Origin of the sequence: Pseudomonas sp. KBN10P06128, from assembly GCF_037574945.1 — a bacterium.
Lineage (GTDB): Bacteria > Pseudomonadota > Gammaproteobacteria > Pseudomonadales > Pseudomonadaceae > Pseudomonas > Pseudomonas aeruginosa.
Genome location: NZ_JBBELR010000001.1, coordinates 3,516,988 through 3,533,920, shown reverse-complemented (window position 1 = coordinate 3,533,920; position 16,933 = coordinate 3,516,988). Strand labels below are relative to the sequence as shown.

Here is a 16,933-nt window from a genome sequence, read left to right as displayed (position 1 = left end):
AATGTATATTATGTTAAATTAAATGCTATGTTAGAAGCCAGGATGATTCAGTCCTAAAGCGTCAAGCCCGATCTGGCGCTGTACGGTGGTCGCTAAGCTGCTACCTTCAACGCTCAGGCGTCCTCAGATGTCATTGCCGAGGGCCTGGTGGTTGCGATGATGACGTCGTCCTCTGAGGTCACCGTTGCCAAGTACCCCTCAGATCTCATCTCGTTGACTAACCTCCGGTTTGACTCGGTGTTTCTTACCTTGATCTTCTTGACCTTCGCGCTCACGGTTTTGAAGTCCTCATCGTCGAGCAACCCTAGAGCTGCGGCAACCTCCGGCCACTTCATCCCAGGAAGACATTGTGTCAGCATTTCAGAGCGCTGCTCCGAGGTTAGGCTCGCGTTGCGAACCAGATGTCGCAGCACAGGCATCAGCGGATCAGCAAACCTTTCGCCAGCTTTATTGGCCAGCATAGATACACGGCCGAGCTCTGGAACCGCTTCCGGTTTGCTTTCAATCGTCTCTAGGCGAAGCCCTGACCACATCTGAATTTTCTGTGTGAGTGGCAGCGCTTTGCTTTTGCTCAGAGTGAGCATCGAGTCGAGCTGGAGAGAACTGATATCGATCTCTGCCTTTGCTAGATCCCACCGTTCAACCAGGTACTGGCCTTCGAGATGTGGGCAAGTATTCAGTACGATCTCCCTGACTTCCGAGCTGTATGGCAGAAATGATGAGGCTACCAGCATGACCCACCGCCCTTCAGGTAGCGCTGCTTTTATCATTGATAGGTCTTGAAGCACGACGCCATCGAGCAATATTTTGAGCACGTCATTACTGATACTGGTGGAGCTCAGAAGATACTGTTGCAGCGACCAGTCTGCGCTCGTTGACTGCCACAGCTTGCCCTTGAGAGACGATGCGTTCCTGACCTGCCCCCCGATTTCAGTACCACGTCAAACTTAGTAGAGTCCGTTTTCCGAGCAGGAGACGGCAGTGAAAAAGCGTTTTACCGAAGAGCAGATTCTCGACTTCCTCAAGCAGGCGGAGGCCGGTGTGCCGGTGAAGGAACTGTGTCGCCGACACGGCTTCAGTGATGCCTCGTTCTACACCTGGCGGGCCAAGTTTGGCGGTATGACCGTGGCGGACGCCAAACGGTTGAAGGATCTTGAACTGGAAAACAGCCGATTGAAGAAGTTGCTCGCCGAGGCCCACCTCGACATCGAGTCGCTGAAAGTGGTCGCCCGGGGAAAAGGGTAAGCCCGACAGCACGGCGGGAGGCGGTGCAGGAGATGCAGGCGCGAACCGGCATCTCCGAGCGTCGTGCCTGTCAGTTGATCGGGCTGTCCCGCTCGGTGTTGCGCTACCAGCCGCGAGCCAGTGTGCAAAACACCGAGCTGCAAGCCCAACTGGTGGAACTGGCCCAAGAGCGCCGGCGCTTTGGCTATCGCCGCCTGCACATCCTGCTGCGGCGTGCTGGCGTGCAGGTCAACCACAAGCGGATCTATCGCCTGTACCGCGCTGCCGGCTTGATGGTGAAACGGCGGCGCCGCCGCCATGGCGTCGCGGTGGAGCACGAACGTCTGAGTTTGCCGAGCGCACCAAACCAGGTCTGGTCGATGGACTTCGTCTTCGATGCACTGAGCACCGGGCGACGGATCAAATGCCTGACGGTGGTCGATGACTTCACCAAGGAGTCGGTCGGCATCCTGGTGGAGCACGGTATCAGCGGCTTTCGTGTCACACGGGCGCTGGACGAGATGGCGCGGTTTCGCGGCTACCCGAAAGCGATCCGCACCGACCAGGGGCCCGAGTTCACCGGCAAGGCACTCGATCAATGGGCCTATCAGCGCGACATCAAGCTGAAGCTGATTCAGCCTGGTAAGCCCACGCAGAATGCCTTCATCGAGTCGTTCAACGGTAAGTTCCGGGACGAATGCCTCAATGAGCACTGGTTCTGTTCGCTGGCCGAAGCGAGAATCCGCATTGCGGCCTGGCGGCGGGATTACAACGAACACCGACCGCACAGCGCGATTGGCAATCTCACCCCGGCAGAATTTGCTGCAAGTTGGCGAACTCGCCAGCAGCAACTGAAGCAGGAAAAATTAATATCAACCCCAGGGCCTACTAACTAGGCAGCGGTACTAAAACTGGGGGCAGGTCACCGCCTCTGCACGGAGCCCACTGCATGAAATGCTGTATCGCCGATACGGGCCCGTCATGAGCAAATACTCATCCTCACGCTGAATGTCCTACAGCCATGACGGTCCATCTATGCCGCATATTCGCAGCCTGCCGGCTGCTCTGGCACTCCGTCTGGACAATGGATTGGCAATCAACAGTCGAATGGATACATCGACGTTGAATGCATTGGGACGACGTCCGCTGTCTTGGGTCGAAACCGGAACATGACATGAAGATGAAATTGTAGGTATGTTCCATTGACGATGACGGCGCTGCTGCGGCAAGCGCCGTCTTGCATTGAATATTCAAAAAGTGTTCTGGCGGGACTCATCTTTCTATTCGAAGATGAAACGAGCAGGCAACCATAGCAGAAGGACGACGGATGTCACCTAGCCCCTCCCCCGACGAGCGTCGGCTTGTATTCGAAGCGCGCCGACTGACCATTGAAGCACTGGTGAAAATCTATCTTGAGCAGGTTTCTTCCTCAAGGAACCTGGTGACGGTCTACCTTCGCCTCATGTTCACGTTGTCACTCGGTGCCCTCGCCGGCGTGATAACTCTATATGGGACCATGCTTCGCTTTGGCACTTCGGCCAGTATCAGCATGATCACTCCCCTGGAGGTGGTTCTTGCTATCGCAGCGCTTGCGGCCCTGGTCACTTCGGCTCTGCTTTCCGCGCGGGCGCTCCAGAAAAGTGCATTCGATGTCGCTCCGCTCTTGCATAACCCATTTCCAAGCGCGGACTCGGTGATCGATTCAATATTCGATGCAGACGATATCGATGAGCGGCAAATACTCAGAAAGCTTTATTTCGCCCTGGACAAGACTGTCGAGCATCAGCCTCCTCTCAGGCTCAGCACTCGTCTGATCACCCTCTTCCTTATTGGTGGTCTTTTCCTGACCGGGGCATCCTTTTTACTGTGAAGAGCGCGTTCGGTCTTTATGGTTATTTATCATCATCGACCAGGGGAGTACTCCAGATCACCAGTTCAAGGGCCGCGGCGATCTGAATGCGATGATCGGCAAGCCGGACGGGCAACAGGTCCTGGGCACGCTCCAGCCGGCGCAGCAATGTGTTGCGATGCGTGCCCAGCGCTTCTGCGGTCTGGGTGACATTGCAGCCATTGGCCAGGAAGGCGTGCAGCGAGCGCTGAAGCACCGACGGCTCCGTCGCCAGACGCCCCAGGGTGCTCAAAACGAACTGCCTGGCCGCGCGGTCGTCCTGGGTCATCAGCGACACCATCCTCACCTGGTCGATGGTGGCAACGGCGGGTGCGCCCGCCAGGCGGCCCATCAGCCTTTGCGTCGTCAGGGCCTCCAGATGCGAGCGACGGAAGCCATTGACTCCCGTGCCCGGCGAGCCGATTGCCGCGCGAATCCCTGAAAACCGCAGTGCGATGCCTTGCAGCAGGTTCAGGTCCAGCGGTTTCGCCGCATGGCTCCAGACCCACAGGGTCGCGGGGCCGGCGAATACGATCAACGGCGCCGCCGTGCCCGTGAGTTGCGCCAGGGTACGCGCCACATCCTCCAGAAGGCGGATCTCGGCGTCCGGGCTTTCGCACCAGACCAGGCCGGCGTAGTGCTTCTGGAAAAGGCTGTAGCCCAGCCGCCTGCCGAATTGCTCCGTATCCACATCCCTGCCGTCGAGCAGCCGACTGACCAGGCTTCGTTTGTCGATCGGGTCGTCATGGGCCTGGGCGCTCTTTTCTTCCAGGATGATCTGGGTCACCACACGCATGTTGCTGTCGATGAATTCCGAGATGGACCGCGACGAGACCTCCAGGAACTCCTCGAGCACCCTGGGATCCTGCGTCAGGTTGAAGGCCATCTTCATCCATAGCTCCCAGGCGGTGTTCTGTGTCGACCTCGCGACATTCATCAGCAGCTCGGACAGCCCTCTGCGGGCGAGCTCCCTGGCCGTGTCCACCATGTCGGCCGAGACGTAGGGTTGCACCGGTTCTCCGGGGCGCTGCAGATTGGCGTTCGCCCAATGCAGCAACTCTGCGCGGTTGGCGCGCCGGCACGCCGCGAGGATGACCGGGTCCTCCAGCAGCTTGGCATCTTCCGGTGAAGAGAACAGCGCCTGATTGAGGCGCTCGACCCACTCCGGCGGCAGCGCCTGAGCGAGCTCGGCGCCTTTGCGCATGAGTTCACGAACGGCTTCCGATGGGCGTGGCCAGGAGGATGGCGTACTGGTCATGGGCGGTGCAAATCACTCAAAAATCACAGAGGAAATGGTGCAGTTCGTACCTTGGCGCAAGGTTGGGGGAAACCTAGCATGAACTCACTGCCTGAACAAAAAATACAAGGAGGCGCCGTGACGCTTCATGTTCTTTTTTTGGGGTTTAGCGCAGTGGCAAGCGGGCTTGTTCGCCGGTGCCCGTTGCCCGGACAGCGACCCGCCTGCGCCAACCGTTCCTTCAATCCGGAGTTCTTTCAATGTCAGCCTCTCGCGATACCTTCAGCCTGCCCGTCGTAACCCGCTCGACTCCAGCGCAAGAGATTGCACTGCTGAGCGACCAGGCAGGTGCGGTGATCATCCGCAACTTCATGACCCCCGAACAAGTCGCACGGATCAACAACGAACTGGACGCTCCCCTGGCCGCGCTCGAGGCCGGCTCCAAGCACCAGCACGAGCTGATCGCCGAGTTCCATGGCCGCCAGACCAAACGGCTCACCAACCTCGTCACCCACAGCAAGACCTTTCGCGAGGAGATCCTCGATGACGACCTCTTTCACGACCTGGGGAACGTGCTCTACGCCGCGGAGTGCGGTGACTGGTGGCTGACCACGGCCCAGTTGATCGAGATCGGCCCAGGCAACAAAGCGCAAATGCTGCACCGCGACATGGCGCAGTACCAACCGTTCGTGGCCATGAATAAACATGCGCCGCGCACCATCACCAACCTGATGCTGGCGCTGACCGATTTCACCGAGGAAAACGGTGCCACGCGCTTGATCCCCGGGAGCCAGGACTGGGATGACTTCGACGATGTAGGAACCCCAGAAATGACGATCCCTGCCCTGTTGAAAGCAGGAGATGCCGTGCTGTTCGGCGGGAAAGTCGTTCATGGCGGCGGGGCCAACGTGACCGCTGACTTCTACCGTCGCGGGCTGACCATCCCGATGCAGGCTTCGATCATCACGCCTGAAGAGGCCTACCCGTTGATCGTGCCGCTCGAACTGGTCAGAACGCTTGCTCCGCGCGTTCAGAAGATCCTCGGCTTCCGCTCCCAGTACCCCAATGGCAGCCCAGGCCTGTGGCAACATAACTACGCAGACCTGGCCGACTATCTCCAGCTCTAGAAGCCTTCCACGCTGGCCGGCCTGGCCCCGAAGGCGCCAGGCCCAACCGCGTCCCCGGACAAGCAAAGAGGCCGGTGAACACTTTCATTCCTGGCGGGGCATTACTCCGCGACGTGAAAACAGCAGCGGCGTGCCGTCGGCGTTGAACAGCGCCGCCGTCAGCGAAAGGCCGTCAGCCGACGGTGCTTCCTGGAAACTGTTTCCACCATCCCTGCTCCGTACCTTCAGTCCGTCAAGCCCGACCGCCAGTACCCGAGCGCCAGCCACTGCTATGGATGTGACCGAGCCCTTGCCTTGCGTTGGCACTCTGCGAAAAGCCTTGCCATCGGCAGAGCCCTGCAACAGGGTGCCACGCTGACCACCCAGCAGCAGACGCCCATCGGCCAGCACCGCGCCAGACCACAGGGTGCCCTCATAGCCGGTATCCAGGTAACGCCAGTTCTTCCCCTGGTCGTCGGAGCGCAGCACCTGCCCATGCTCGGCCGTGGCGTACAGGGTGCCGTGGTTGTCGGCAAACAGCCCCATCAGGTTGAGGTCGGCCCGCTTGGCTCCTGGAGGCGCTTGCAACGGCTGCTCCGTCCATGTCTTGCCGCCATCCTCGGTGGTCAGCACCAACGACCAGAGCCCTACCGCAACGCCCTGCCGGGCATCGAAAAAGTGCACGGCGAACAGCGGCCGGTCTTCTTCGCTCGACAGGTGCTGGACCTGCCAGGATTCCCCGCCGTCGGCGGTGGACAGGATCGCGCCCCAGTGACCCACCGCCCAGCCGTGCCTGGCATCCACGAAGGACACACCCGTCAATGGCGTGGATAGTGGGACCGAGCGTGCCTGGCGCCACTGCCTGCCCTGGTCGTCGGACAACAACACGACACCGTGGTCGCCCACGGCAACCACCCGCTCTCCGGCCCAGCCGGCGGCCAGCATGGTGGCCTGCGTGGCATTGCCCGCCTGCACGGCCGGCACGGCCTGCAACGGCGCGGCCTGGAGAGACATCAGCGGCAATCCTGCTGCGAGCAAGGCCGCGGTGAATGAAACCCTGAACTTCATGCTTCTCTCCTCAGTGCACCAGCGCGCCGATCATGCGCACGGGACGTTTGCGCGGGAACGCCCGCTCCAGCCATACGGCGAAGGCCGGCAGCACGGTCATGGCCATGACCATGTTGACGACGAACATGAAGGCCAGCAGCTTGCCCATGTCGGCCTGGAACTTGAGCTCCGAGAAGGCCCAGGTGGCCACGCCAACGGCCAAGGTGATGGCGGTGAAAATGGTGGCGACGCCCACCTCGAGCAGCGCGTACTCCACCGCCTTGGTGATCGTCTGGCCATGGGCCAGGTGCAGTTGCAGGCGGTTGTAGATGTAGAAGGCGTAATCGACGCCAATGCCCACTGCCAGCACCATCACCGGCAAGGTGGCGATGGTCAGGCCGATCTGCAGCTCCTTCATGAACCAGTAGCCAATGAAGGTGCCGATGGTCAGCGGCAGGCAACACACCAGGACTGCCCGCAAGTCGCGATAGACCACGAACACCAGCAAGGCGATGGCGGCATAGACGTAAAGCAGCATGGGGGTTTCGCTCTTCTCCACCTCTTCGTTGATCGCTGCCAGGACGCCGGCGTTGCCGGAGGCGAGGCGGATCGAAATGCCTGACATCGGATACTCGCTGCGGAACGCCTTGGCGGCGTCCACCACTCGGTTGATGGTCGTGGCCTTGTGATCGGCCAGGTACAGGTGCACGGCCGACATGCTGCAATCGGTGCGCATCAGCCCGGGGGTTCGCGCAACCTCGGTGGCCAGCGCGGCGTAGTTCATCGGGTCGATGGGCACCGCCGCCATCTTCGGGTTGCCTTCGTTGTAGCCCTCGTTGAACTGACGCATGGTGGTGGAAAAGGACGCGACCGAGAGGACGCCGGGCACCCCCTGCATGGCCCACACGAAACGATCCTGGTACTGGCCCAGGGCAACATCCTCGCAGGCCACCTCGGAAGGAGCCTTGTCGACTTCGAACACCACGCTGAGCCAGTCCAGGCCAATGTCGTAGTTGCTGGCGATGGAGACCGCGTCGCGATTGAAGCGCGAGTCCTCGCGCAACTCCGGCGCACCCGCCTGCAGCGTGCCGACGACGCGGTCATGGCTTTGCCAGATCGCCGCCAGGAACACCGCCAAGGCCGCGCCGAGCACCCACTGCGCCTTGCGTGGCTCGGCGAGCCGGGCCAGGCCCCGCAGCCAACGGCTGCGACGCTGCCGGGAAACCTCCTGGGCGGCTGCGTACTTGTCGTCGACGCGCAGCAACGACGCCATCAACGGCAGCATCACCAGGTTGGTGACGATCTTGTAGGCCACGCCAAGCGAAGCCGTGATCGCCAGTTCCCGCACCATCGGGATCGGGATCAACAGCAGCGTCACGAAGGAAACCAGCGCGGTCACCAGCGCCAGCGTCCCGGGAACCAGCAACCCGGTGAAGCTCGAGCGTGCCGCCTCTTCGGCGCTCTTGCCGATGGCGATCTCGCGCACGATGAAGTTGATTTGCTGCACCCCATGGGAAACCCCGATGGCGAATACCAGGAAGGGCACCAGCACTGCCAGCGGATCGAGCCCGTAGCCCAACAGGCGCAAGCTGCCGAACTGCCAGACCAGCGAGGCCAGCGAACAGACCAACGCCAGCAAGGTGAAACGCAGCGAGTGGCAATACCAGTACACCGCCCCCGCCGTCAGCAGCAACGCCAGCAAACAGAACTCCAGCACGGCTGAAGCTCCGTCGGCGATGTCGCCGATCTGCTTGGCGAAACCGATGATCTGGATTTCGAAATCGCCGTCTTCGAAGCGCTGGCGGATCTCTTTCTCCAGCCGATGGTTGAAGGTTACGTAGTCCAGATGGGCGCCCTGGCTATCGTACTCGTTGAGTTCCACCGTGATCATCGCGCTGCTCTGGTCCCGGGAAACCAGCGTACCGATGAAGCCGCCCTGGGCAGTGGAATTGGCGATCTTCGCGATGATCCGGTCATCCAGGTGCTCGGGAGAAACCGTTCCGGGTACCAGCGGATCAGCACGAAAACCTTCCTCGGTGATTTCGTTGACGAAGGCGTTGGGCGTCCACAGGGAGCGCACGCTGCTGCGCGATACTCCCGGGAGGAAGGTCACCGCCTGGGTGACGTCATACAGCCGCTTCAGGCCCGGGGCGCTCCAGATATCGCCCTCTCGGGCCTTGACCACGATGGTCAGTCGGTTCGCCCCCAGCAGGTCATTGCGGTAGGCCTCGAATGTCTCGATGTATTCGTGGCCTACCGGCAATTGCTTTTCGAAGCCGGCATCCATGCGCAGCTGTACGGCGAACCAGCCCATGATCAGCGTGAATACCGCCAGGCTCGCCAGCACCAGCCGGCGATGCCTGAACAACACACCTTCGACATATGACAACAGGCCACGTGTCGGGGCCTCAGGTAGCTTTACAGAACCGTTCACGGCAAGCCTCACAAGGTGCGGGAGATCGCGATGCCGACATAATCGCGGTCACGATAAAGCTGGTCGTAGGGCGTCTCACCGCCCATGAACTTCGCGTAGTTGAGGGAAATCTGCCAACTGGCCGGGTTCCGCACGAAGTTCAGGTACAGGTTCATGCTGCTCGCGTCCTCGGTGAAGGTTGCGCTGAGGTTCGGTGTCCGTCCTCCCAGCGACCGTGCATAGAAGACGCCCGGCGTGACCTGCCAGCCCGGCAACAAGGTGCCGTCATAGGTCAGGCTGAAGTCCAGGTTGATCCCTGAAGAGGTCTTGTCGCCACGGGACTTCGGCGCTCTGGCAGGATCCAGCTGCCAGGCATTGAGTCCCGCGGCGAGCGGTTCGCCATTGACCTCGTCATGCAGCCCCGGGTACTTGATGACCACCAGTTCGGTCAGCAAGCTGCCCGTGCTGGCCCCGCTGAAATCCAGAAGCGTCGGGGAATTGGACGGCGTGAAGCTGTACAGGCCTGTCAGGTGCCACTGGAATTTCTTCTCGTCCTTCCAGCATTTGCCGCCGTTGCCGGTACACAGGTCGATGACCGGGTTGAGCATGACCGAGTCCTTCGGCCGGTACGACAGCTCCGTACCGACGGCCCAGTCACCGATCGGCATGTTGGCACTGATGCCGTACATCATCCGGTCTTCCTGGTACTCCCAGGTCGGTGCCGCCGCGAAGGTGTTCGGGTCGAGAATGGCGACACGCAACGATGGCAACTTGTCGTGATAACGCATTACGTAGAAGCCATAGGCGACGTCGCTGTCCTCCGGCTGCCAGCGCAGCGAAAGGCCCCACTGGCCGCTGTCGCGGGCGTCCTTTTCGGAGAATCCATAGTCCCCCCTGCCCTCACCCAGCGCGTTGGTGGTGGACCAGTAGCTGCCTACCGGCGGCAATTCGCTCTTGTTCCAGCGGAATTGATAGTAGGCCTCGACGTTGACACCCGAGCCCAGGCCCGACGCGACACTGAGCATCGGCGCCGGCAGCACGGCCTCCTTGAGCTGCACGCCGGGGCGCGCCAAGGCCTGGTAATCGTAGGCGTTGGTATTGTTGATGCCACCGGCCACGAACAGGCTTTCGCCCCAGTTGATCACCTGGTTGCCCAGGCGTGCGCGGACCCGCTGCCCGCCCACGTCGAAGCCTTTGCTCACCCACAGGTCCAGCAGGCGGGCCTTGAACGCGAGGTCATCGCGGGCGTCGTCGCTCAGCCCGTTGCTGCCGACGCTCTCCGGGGTGTTGAACGACAGCGTGCCGGTGGTATCGGTGGCAGCGAAGTCGCGGATCCAGGTGCCGCGCGCCATGAAGGTGATGTCCTCGGGCATCTTCAGCAACAGCTCATGGGTGCCCTTGAGGTAGTTGGTGAACATGTCGCCGCGGTCGTAGTTCAGGTCGCCCTGGTCGGCCACGCCGGAGCTCTGCGCCAGGCAGCCGGAGGGCGCGTTGTGCCCGGTCGGTCCCTGGTTGATCAGGTTGCAGCCCCGTGACTCGGTACGCAGACCCATGCCTGCGGTGATCGTGGAGTCGAAAGAGCCATTGAGGGTTTCGGTTTCGAACGTGAATCCCATTGCCAGTGGGGTTGTGCACGCGATGACAAGGCCTGAGGCTTTCGTAATTATTTTTTTCATGCTGGCTCTCGATCTGACGTCGGTTAGCGCTCGCTGATGGCTCGCAGATTGTCGGAGGTGAAGAAGTCACGCTTCAGGCGGGGGGAGCCGTTGTCTTCGGTGAGCCAGCGAATATCGTTCTTGCCCGCACCGATCGAGGTCATGTCGAAGAGGTAGCGGCCATCCGCCAGGTTGTACTGGACCTGGGCCTGGACGTCGCAGGCGCCTGTCTCGTACACGGGAATCGAGAACCCTTCGCGCACTTTCCAGATCTGCCCTTGCTTGTCGTAGTCCACCGCCAGCAACGGGTTCCAGCTGTCCTCGTCGATGTAGAACATGCGCTTCGGCGCCTGATGGCGCATGCCTTGACGGACATTGGCCTCGACGACCCAGACCCGATGCAGCTCATAGCGACGCGACTGCGGCGCGATCGAGTCGTTGCCGGCAAACGTCTCCACCTTGGCGCCAGTGTCGTAGGCACCGAAATCGTTGTAAGGCACCAGCAACTCCTGCTTGCCGATCAGCTTCCAGTCGAAACGGTCCATGGTGCCGAAGAAGACGTTCGCCTCGTCGACGGTGTACTGGTTATCCAGGCCGATCTGTGGCGCATCGTAGGAGTACGACGGCATTCGCCGCACGCGGCGCTGGCCGGGGAAGTAGTAGAAGGTCGTGGCCTGTTCGCCGGCCACGGCAGTCTGTACCGCGGACTGGCCGGCCAGAGCAGCCGGCTCGAGGTAGTTGAAGAAGGTCGCATTCTCCAGGCGGCCAACTGACGAGAAGAGCGCACTCCCCTTTTTCCCCCAGGGCGTGAAGAAGAAGGTATCTGTCGACTGACGTAACCATTCCCCCCCTTTGCGTGGAGAAATTCCGGAAATGGTCCGGGGAATTTCGACGCCAACGCCGCGGTAGCGCATCTTCATGTTCCACATCACCTCGGCACCGGTACTCGGCATGGGGAACGGGATGCCCGGAACGTGAGCCTCGTCCAGAGCGAGGCCGGCAGCATCGAGCTTGGCGAAACCAACGTTCTGCCGGGTGTTCTCGACCACGAAGTCCGGAGCGCTACAGGTCCGACGGGTCGGATACACATCCATGCGATAGCCGGGAATCCTCTTGAACAGCTCGACCTGTCCGGGGGACAGCTTGCTCGAGTGTTGCGCGAGATTGTTCGCGTCGATGCTGTAGAGCGGCTTGTCGCCCTTGAACTTCCAGTGCTCTCCTCGCACCTGGCCGTAGCTCCATCCCTCGTCCTGCTGTCCAGGCTGCGTCCAGGCAGGAATATCCCCGCTTGCACTCGCTGCGATCTCCCCGCCCAAGGGGGTCAGTTTCGACCCCAGCGCCTCGGGGCCCTGGGGCGCAGCCTGGACCGAACAGAGCACGGTCGATACCGCGAGGGTCATGAACAACTGCTGCTGGAAAACACGACGGGTGGGCGCTTCACCTTCCAGCCGTTCAGTTACATCTTTCATTGGATGGCTCCTCACACAGGGCATGGACCGGTTGCTCGACCTCCCAAGGGGAAGAAGTCGGCTCCTGTCGATAATGATCATTTGACCTGATCAATTGACCATGTCGGACGATCATGAGGCAAACCATATGCCAGTTCTCTTTCATGTTTTTTTAATTGTTATAAATCAGGCGGTTATGGAAAAAGTTCTGTTCCAGGCCCAGTGCCCTGTGCACCACCTTGGGAAGTAAAGAAACATGTGTTACCTGGAGATGCTTGGTAACAGGGCACAAGAGAGCTTGAGGGGAACTTTCGTAGATATCGGCTCGGGCATTTTCAATTGTCGTTTCGCCTCGGGTCAGAGGGAGCGATCGGATATGACCGGTCATGAATCGAGCAACTTTATCCGACAATGCACGCTCCGCGGCGGAGCGGGACTATAGCGGATGTAATGCCTGCAAAAAAAAACCGCCCCGAAGGGCGGTAAAAGGCAGGGCCAGGGCCTGCCATGGAGTTACAGCAGAACAGTTCTGCCAGGTTATCGGGTCAGAAAGAAAAACTTGTCGCGCCGTATTGTTTATCGTGGACGAGGAAACGCTTGGCCGTATACCTTGTTCGAACGCTCCAGCGCACCATAGGCATAGTACAACTGCACCATGGAATAGGACCAAGCCAGGAAGGCCATGGTCATGAAGACCATCTTCGTGTCGTCTCCCGGAATCGGGAAGAAGTCATACCTGAGCGCTACTACCAGGCCCGCCAGCCCGCCAGCGATGGTGGCCAGAGTATGGAGGGCTTCGCCTGCACGGGCCAGTTGCAAGGTGAAGTAGCAAAGATACAAGGTATAGGCTGACCACATGAATACATAGAAATAAGGGAGGAATCCCTCGATGATTCCAGACAGGAAGTAGACGCCGGTAGCGGCAAAGCCAGCTACAAAAATGAGGATATCCTTGGCGGGCGACGGTTTGTAATCGTGGGTAACTGCCATTAGCCCGAGCGTAGCGATAACTGGCACTCCCACCCCTCGCGAAAAGGCGTCGAGAAAGATCGCGATGTTGTAGTTGGCTTGCCAGCCGGTGGCTATGAATGTAGTGAAGTTCGATGCCGAGATACCTACGATCAAGAACTCCAGACCAAGCAAATAGTTTTTCCGCCTGATGAATGCAGCGCCATAAAACAATCCGGAAATCACCAGGAGAATACATGAGAGCAGAGCGAACAAGTCTCTCGGTTCCACGTTAACTGCCCCTTCAGATAGAGTTGTATCGATGCCTTGTGTCTAATCGGTGCAAGGGAGTACGGGCATAACCCCATTAACTCCCCGCATCGTTATCAGCCGTTCAAGGCTTTGTCTTTGCGCACTTTCTTGTCGGTCCATGCATCCAGTAGCCTGGCGGCCGCAAAGGCCGTCTTTATGGCGCACCATTGAAGTGGCTCGGGTAGCATGGATGGCGTCTTGTGTTCCAGCGCCGCTAGCAGCGGAGGCTCTCCACCGCCGATTCGCTCGGCGAAAAGCGCGCCCATGAGCGATTGAGTGGCAAGGCCATGCCCTGAACATCCCGCCGTATAGAAGATGTTCTGCCTGGCCCCTGTCACCCCGACCACGGGGAGGAAGTCGTAGGCCCCGCTGATATACCCGCTCCAGCAATGCCGAATGGCAAGGCCCTGCAAGGAAGGAAAACGCTCGCGCAACACTCTCGACAACGCGGCGTAGGCGGCGTGGTCCGGAACATTGGGTGTCTTCGAGCCGTAGGCATAACCCAATTGCTTCACGGTCAGCAGCAGGGTGTCATGGGCCGTCAGGCGATGACTTTCCATGGTGTAGTGCGGCGTAATGAGGCCTTCACGCTCTTGCCAACCCAGGGACGCCAGTTGCTCCGCCGATAGCGGCTGGGTTTCGATTGCCGAAACCCGGATCGGTGCAACCTTGTTGCGGAGCACTCCCAGCTGAGGCGTGTAGGCGTTGGTCGCCAGAACCATTACAGGGGCGGTGGCGATACCCTGGGCCGTATTGCAGGTAATCACCTGCCCTTCACAGTAGGAAAGCACCGGCGTGCGTTCGTACAATTTCACGCCAGCCTTGATTGCCGCACGACGCAGGCCGTTGACGTACTTTCCCGGATTCAAGGTGCCGCCACGCTGCTCGCTGCCAAACAGGAATGCGGGCGGTATGCCTCGCGCGCGCATCTCGGCGCTATCCACGAAGCGCGTGACAGAGCCCAGCGCGTGGCCAAGCTCCATGTTCGCTCGCAGTCGCTTTTCCTGGCTGGGATGGACGGCGGCCCGGATGATTCCCGAGGGCGTGTAATCGCAATCGATGTCCAGCGCAGCCAAACGCTCTTCCACATAGGTGACGGCCTCGTCATAGAAACCGACGAACTTACGTGCCTGCTCAAGCCCCACTCGCTTGACGAAAACCTCGCATTCTATGCCCATGCTGCCGAGCAGATAGCCGGCATTGCGCCCGCTGGCCCCGAAGCCTGCGAACTGCTGTTCCAGAACGATGACGTTCGCTCCACGCGCCCTTAGTTCCAGCGCCGTTGACAGGCCGGCGAACCCGGCGCCGACCACGACTACGTCTGCGTGCTCGTGGCCTGTCAGCGCCGGCTGCAGGTCGTCTGGCTGCTCCACCCATCCGCCAAGGCTGCGGAATCTCATGGGTTCGGCATTGTTGCGTGCCGCTCCGTTGAAGGCATTCATTCACATCACTCCCGGGTTGCCGGACGTTGTTCCTCTCATGGGCCGATCCATGGCAGTGCCGCTAGAACCCCTTCCCTGCCTCGGAAAAGGAGGGCATGCCCAGCAGCTCTTGCGGGTCACGCATCTGACCATCGATCTCCACCCATCCCAGTAGCGTGGAACTGGCACTCCACCCCAGCAGACGCTGCATTTGCGCGGGGAGTTGCCGAACGCGCTCGACGGGTATGGAAAGGAAGTGGTTTTCTTCCAGGCGCAGGAAGGCCAGGTCGTAGGCCATGGTCAGGCCTGTGCGAGGAGCGTCGGATCTGTTGGCGCCACCGCCGTGATATACCGATCCCAACCAGAGAAGCGCAGTGCCTGCCTTCATTTCCGCGCCGATGGTTTCTTCCTGGGTGGGCATACGTTCGTCATCCCATTGATGACTGCCAGGAATGACCCGCGTCGCGCCGTTCTCTTCGGTGAAGTCGGTAATCGCCAGCATGAGCTGCAAGCGAGCCTCGCGACCATACTGCGGATGCCGCCAGAGCGAAGTGGCATCGTCGCGATGCAGGGGTTGAAGACCTTGTCCAGGCCCGATCTGTATGGCCTGGGTCATGCTCAGTTGGATATCGGGCGTGATCTCGACCCGATCGTTCCCTACCCAGACATGGGTGGGAGTCTGCAATACCTGCTTTGCCGTCTCGAGGAACAGGGGGTTCAGTGCCACTTCCACGGCGGAGTCGCTTTTCGCCAGGATCCGCGCGGTACGTCGAGTCTGGGTGCCGGCGAAGTAAGGGTCCATGCCGCAGGGGGTAACGCCCAGATAGCTGTCCAGGTCCTCGGTAAGAGACTTCAAGGTTTCTTCCGAGACGAAGTTGGAAATAGCGACAGCGCCATCACGCCTGATGATTTCCACTACCTGCTCGATCGGGGTGTCGCAGCTGACTGTCGTCAATCTTCGCGTACTCATCTGATGCCTACCTGTGTGGTGTTGTCATTGTTCTGCAGGGCCTCCGCAATCAGCCTCAGCCCATGAGCGTTCACTCTCATGCGGTCAGACCGCCCTCTCCTTGCGCCTGGCGCGGAAAGGAGGTTTGATCATACGACATGATCGCGTGATCAAGTCAAACGATTAATAATTCTGCGTGGCATCTCGGCGCTCAGGAAAGGCCTGCCGAATCAAGATGCGGCTCTACGCGGGTTCGCGCTGGCGATAGCGGATTGCCCAGGCTCGATCCTGTTCCGCTTCGGCTACGCATCGCCTGCGGTCGGAGCGAAACATCTGGAGAGACAAAGGGTCGCTGCCTTGGTCTTCAGGCGTGTCGACTCATGGATTGGAGAACGGCCATGCGTTAGCATTCGTCCCGGTCGACAGCGGACCAGTCGCCTGGCGGCAACACCGAAGAAGGAGAAGCTGAATGGCTCGAGTGGGCGCCGAAGTGCGCAGGCAAGATTTTATTGAGGCCGCCGTGAAGGTGATCGCGGAATATGGTGTGGCGAATGCCACTACCCGTCGCATCGCGGCCGCGGCGAATTCTCCATTGGCCTCCCTGCACTATGTCTTCCACACCAAGGACGAATTGTTCGACGCGGTCTATGAATCCCTGATAGACACGCCACAGCAGTCCTTGCTGCACGTTACGGCGGGAGCCACGGCGGCAGACTCGGTAGCAGAGATATTGCGCCAGTTGGTCGGGTGGTTCACCACGCATCCGCAACTGGCGACTACGCAGTTCGAGCTGTTTTTCTGGAATCTGCGTAACAACCCCGCGATGGCGAGCAAGATCTACACCGACTCCATCGAAGCGACGAAGCAGGCCATCGAACAGGTCGCTGGCTCGGTGCTGGACCAGGAAGCGCTGGGCACTGTCAGTCGCTTGCTCATCAACCTGTTCGATGGCTTGCTTCTCGCCTGGTCCGCCCATGGTGACCAGGAGCGGCTGAATGCCGAGACCGAAGCCGCCTGCCAGGCTGTGAAGCTGTTGGTGGCCAGCTTCTGATCTTTTCGAAGGCGCATCTCTAGAGAGGGGCATGGGGACACGGTTCGCCGTGCCCCTGCTCTTCGGGCCTCTTGCCAGTGCAGGTGCGACGCCTCTTCTAGCTCTCCTCTCCCCGCCTCCAGCGGAATCCTGGGCGGCCACCTCGCCCGGTCTCCTCCTCGTAATCCTGCAAGCTGACTGTGCGCTTCTCGTCCATGGATCAGGCCTTCCGCCATGGCCTGGTGTGGCACCTAG

General features: G+C 60.3%; 12 protein-coding genes and 1 pseudogene. 4 read left to right on the top strand and 9 right to left on the bottom strand.

All coding sequences use genetic code 11. The annotated features are described in order from the left end of the window. Positions 1 to 113 precede the first annotated feature (113 nt). Positions 114 to 914 (bottom strand): annotated as a pseudogene (locus VQ065_RS16765) (hypothetical protein); the annotation flags it as partial. Positions 915 to 981: 67 nt separating this feature from the next. Here VQ065_RS16765 and VQ065_RS16760 point away from each other — a divergent pair. Both VQ065_RS16760 and VQ065_RS16755 read left to right on the top strand, forming a co-directional pair. Next, positions 982 to 2,120, top strand: a protein-coding gene (locus VQ065_RS16760) for an IS3-like element ISPa32 family transposase (protein ID WP_087819173.1) whose coding sequence is annotated in 2 segments (ribosomal slippage) — positions 982 to 1,231 and positions 1,231 to 2,120 — 1,140 coding nt in all. Because the reading frame shifts where the segments join, the coding sequence is not laid out codon by codon here. Between the two features lie 431 nt (positions 2,121 to 2,551). Then, the gene (locus VQ065_RS16755; protein ID WP_003122765.1) at positions 2,552 to 3,094 is read left to right on the top strand and encodes a hypothetical protein; all 543 of its coding nucleotides are present in this window, start codon (positions 2,552 to 2,554) and stop codon (positions 3,092 to 3,094) included. A gap of 22 nt (positions 3,095 to 3,116) precedes the next feature. On the opposite strand, the gene VQ065_RS16750 is transcribed toward VQ065_RS16755, so the two are convergent. Further along, on the bottom strand, positions 3,117 to 4,316 hold the full coding sequence (locus VQ065_RS16750) for a PucR family transcriptional regulator (protein ID WP_003089192.1): 1,200 nt from the start codon (positions 4,314 to 4,316) through the stop codon (positions 3,117 to 3,119). A gap of 293 nt (positions 4,317 to 4,609) precedes the next feature. Here VQ065_RS16750 and VQ065_RS16745 point away from each other — a divergent pair, with 293 nt between their 5' ends. Then, positions 4,610 to 5,476, top strand: a complete 867-nt coding sequence (locus VQ065_RS16745; RefSeq protein WP_003089190.1) for a phytanoyl-CoA dioxygenase family protein — start codon at positions 4,610 to 4,612, stop codon at positions 5,474 to 5,476. Positions 5,477 to 5,560: 84 nt separating this feature from the next. On the opposite strand, the gene VQ065_RS16740 is transcribed toward VQ065_RS16745, so the two are convergent. From VQ065_RS16740 to VQ065_RS16710, 7 genes are all read right to left on the bottom strand, one after another. Next, complete coding sequence (locus VQ065_RS16740) at positions 5,561 to 6,523, bottom strand: WD40/YVTN/BNR-like repeat-containing protein (protein ID WP_003089188.1); 963 nt, start codon at positions 6,521 to 6,523, stop codon at positions 5,561 to 5,563. 10 nt (positions 6,524 to 6,533) lie between these two features. Then, a complete protein-coding gene (locus VQ065_RS16735; protein WP_023082917.1) occupies positions 6,534 to 8,936 on the bottom strand; it encodes an efflux RND transporter permease subunit in 2,403 nt (800 codons plus the stop codon). Between the two features lie 8 nt (positions 8,937 to 8,944). Continuing rightward, positions 8,945 to 10,591: a DUF1302 domain-containing protein gene (locus VQ065_RS16730; protein WP_003089183.1), complete on the bottom strand. Its 1,647-nt coding sequence runs from the start codon at positions 10,589 to 10,591 to the stop codon at positions 8,945 to 8,947. Positions 10,592 to 10,614: 23 nt separating this feature from the next. Continuing rightward, entirely contained in the window at positions 10,615 to 12,039 is a 1,425-nt protein-coding gene (locus VQ065_RS16725; RefSeq protein WP_003089182.1) for a DUF1329 domain-containing protein, read from the bottom strand. Between the two features lie 555 nt (positions 12,040 to 12,594). Beyond that, the gene (locus VQ065_RS16720; protein WP_003122770.1) at positions 12,595 to 13,242 is read right to left on the bottom strand and encodes a hypothetical protein; all 648 of its coding nucleotides are present in this window, start codon (positions 13,240 to 13,242) and stop codon (positions 12,595 to 12,597) included. 110 nt (positions 13,243 to 13,352) lie between these two features. Continuing rightward, a complete protein-coding gene (locus VQ065_RS16715; protein WP_003089178.1) occupies positions 13,353 to 14,720 on the bottom strand; it encodes an NAD(P)/FAD-dependent oxidoreductase in 1,368 nt (455 codons plus the stop codon). Positions 14,721 to 14,781: 61 nt separating this feature from the next. After that, positions 14,782 to 15,669, bottom strand: a complete 888-nt coding sequence (locus VQ065_RS16710) for a phytanoyl-CoA dioxygenase family protein (RefSeq protein WP_019485409.1) — start codon at positions 15,667 to 15,669, stop codon at positions 14,782 to 14,784. A 448-nt stretch (positions 15,670 to 16,117) separates the two neighbouring features. On the opposite strand from VQ065_RS16710, the gene VQ065_RS16705 reads away from it, so the two are divergent. Continuing rightward, the gene (locus VQ065_RS16705) at positions 16,118 to 16,699 is read left to right on the top strand and encodes a TetR/AcrR family transcriptional regulator (RefSeq protein WP_003089176.1); all 582 of its coding nucleotides are present in this window, start codon (positions 16,118 to 16,120) and stop codon (positions 16,697 to 16,699) included. Positions 16,700 to 16,933 lie beyond the last annotated feature (234 nt).